Origin of the sequence: Aquiflexum sp. (assembly GCF_041751335.1) — a bacterium.
Lineage (GTDB): Bacteria > Bacteroidota > Bacteroidia > Cytophagales > Cyclobacteriaceae > Aquiflexum.
In genome coordinates this window covers 1-2,315 of record NZ_JBGSXS010000188.1, presented here as the reverse complement: position 1 = coordinate 2,315, position 2,315 = coordinate 1, and the positions used below count along the sequence as shown (strand labels likewise).

Here is a 2,315-nt window from a genome sequence, read left to right as displayed (position 1 = left end):
GATCCCAATTATACCTGTCAAAGTCCGGATTCGTAGCGTCCTGAGGTCTAGCATTCACATCCGTATTGGAGACTAGATATCTCGGTATTCCATTCTGGAAAATCCTGCTGTTGAATGGGATACCTGCTCCATCAGCTGCTCTGATCAGGTGTTCTCTGTATTCCTCAGTATTCAACATTCTAGGGAAAACCCTATCAGGCAAAGCTTGGAAACCAACATAAGAATCATAAGTAAGATTTGTCTTACCAGAAGTTCCCTGTCTTGTGGTAACCACAATAACACCGTTAGCAGCTCTTGATCCATAAATGGAAGCCGATACGGGATCTTTCAAAACCTGAACTGATTCAATATCCTGAGGGTTAAGTGCATTGGCATTATCGGTAGGCACGCCATCAATGACATACAAAGGGTCATTGTTACCAAAAGAAGTGAATCCTCTGATCCTAACTTTGGCTGCGGCACCTGGGGCTCCTGTACCGGAAACAGTGACACCTGCTGCCCTACCTTGTAACATGTTACCAAGGTTGAAACTTGGCTGTTGTAAGGTAGTTTTGGTGTTGACCACTGAAACGGAACCAACAATATCCCTCTTTCTTTCTGAGGTATATCCTGTCACAATGACCTCATCCAATCCCTGAAAGGATTGTTCAAGGGCAACATTGATTTGGCTTCTGTTGCCGACTGTTTCACTTTTGGTTACATAACCAATAAAAGAGAAAACAAGTACGCTCCCTTCGGAAGGCACATTGATGGTATAATTTCCCTCGATGTCAGTTACTACTCCCGAGGTAGTTCCTTGAACCAGGATACTTACACCGGGAATTCCGTCATTAAATTCATCAGCAACCTTGCCGGTCACTGTTCTTTGTGCCAGCGCGGTGGCACTGGAAACAACTAAGAGTAATATGAATACACTTAGACTTTTGTAAAGTTTTTCCATAAACATAGATTGATTGGGTAATAATTATTAATCGATTTTTTGTTGCAATTAATTTTTTAATCTTGAGTGCAAACGTTTGCAATATCTTGCAAAATAATTGTAATAGTTTTTTGGAATTTTTTGATCAATTCTAATACTATTGCTGATTATACCACGACAAAGAATCTGTCTTTACTTCATTTTGAATTAAAATACAAAATGCCAAATAATCTTTTGATACAATTTTTATTGGGATTCAAAAAAATTAACTTTTGTTCATAGGTTTGGAGATTTCGGGTTAAGTTTAATTGATACTTTTGATTTATTCTTCAATTATTCAAAAGAATATAATTTGGCATTCAAACATCGAAATGACTTTATCATACCTAATAGTCATAATTCAGAGACTAATATAATGAATCATCAATTATACAAAAACTTTTTGTTAAAAATCATTAAAGGGTAATCAAAAAATAAAATTGTATTATTTGTTTAGCGGAAATGAAGTGGATTGTTATGGATTATTTTACCTGAAAATATCAATGAACTCCTTTTTGTCAAAATAGGGTTTGAAATTAATATCCCTCAAAGCTCTTTCTCTGAGGAACTCACTTCTATCAATGGCCTTTGAGAGATTCTCTTTTAAAGCCTCCACATCTTCTGAATAAGATGCTACCAAAGCCAGACCATAAAAGCCATAACCGGTTTCTCTTCCTTTCTGAACACATTCTTCGAAAGACTCCAAGGCCATTCTGTAATCTTCAGCCAGGAAATATGCCAAACCTTTGTTGAAAAGGTTCTCTTCGTTTTCAGAAGCCCTGTTCAATCTGATTGTTGCCAGTTTGTAATCTCCATTGATGATATCCAAAGCACCACGAACACCTTCATTGTATATCAAAAATGCATCTGTTTCATTTTTCTCCAATGCTGAGGCTTCAGAAATTGAGATGTAAGCATCAAAATAATCTCCCCTCAATAAATAAGCCCTGCCGATATTATGGAGTGAAACAGATGTGGTTTTGATTCTATTGGCCTGCCTGAACATATTAATGGATTTTGTGACTAGGACATTTTTATCTCTTGTATCGAGCTCTCGCTGTGCCTGATTTAAATAAACCACCCCAAGGTTGTTGAAGGCCAGTTCGGAAGGATAAATTTCTGTAAGTTTTAAAAATATTGCTTCTTTCTCATCCAGTCTTTTCGCGGTCTGACCGGCAAATACCAAATGATCCTGATTAAAACCTTCAAGCGGCTTTCCGTTCTGTAACAGCGCATAAACACTTGCCGCGATTTCTGTATTATTGAACCTGGTGTCTTCTAATTCCACCGATATTTTTGCTGCACTGAGTTTTGGGAAAAGATCTCTTGAGATGTTTCTATAGGCCGGTAATCTCTG

The 2,315-nt window shown here is 37.5% G+C and carries 2 protein-coding genes; both read right to left on the bottom strand.

Annotated elements, in window-relative coordinates:
- Positions 1-940: TonB-dependent receptor plug domain-containing protein (locus ACEW8U_RS10525; RefSeq protein ID WP_373521996.1), on the bottom strand; the 940-nt coding region annotated here is incomplete at its 3' end.
- 505 nt (positions 941-1,445) lie between these two features.
- Positions 1,446-2,315: tetratricopeptide repeat protein (locus tag ACEW8U_RS10520; protein WP_373521995.1), on the bottom strand; the 870-nt coding region annotated here is incomplete at its 5' end.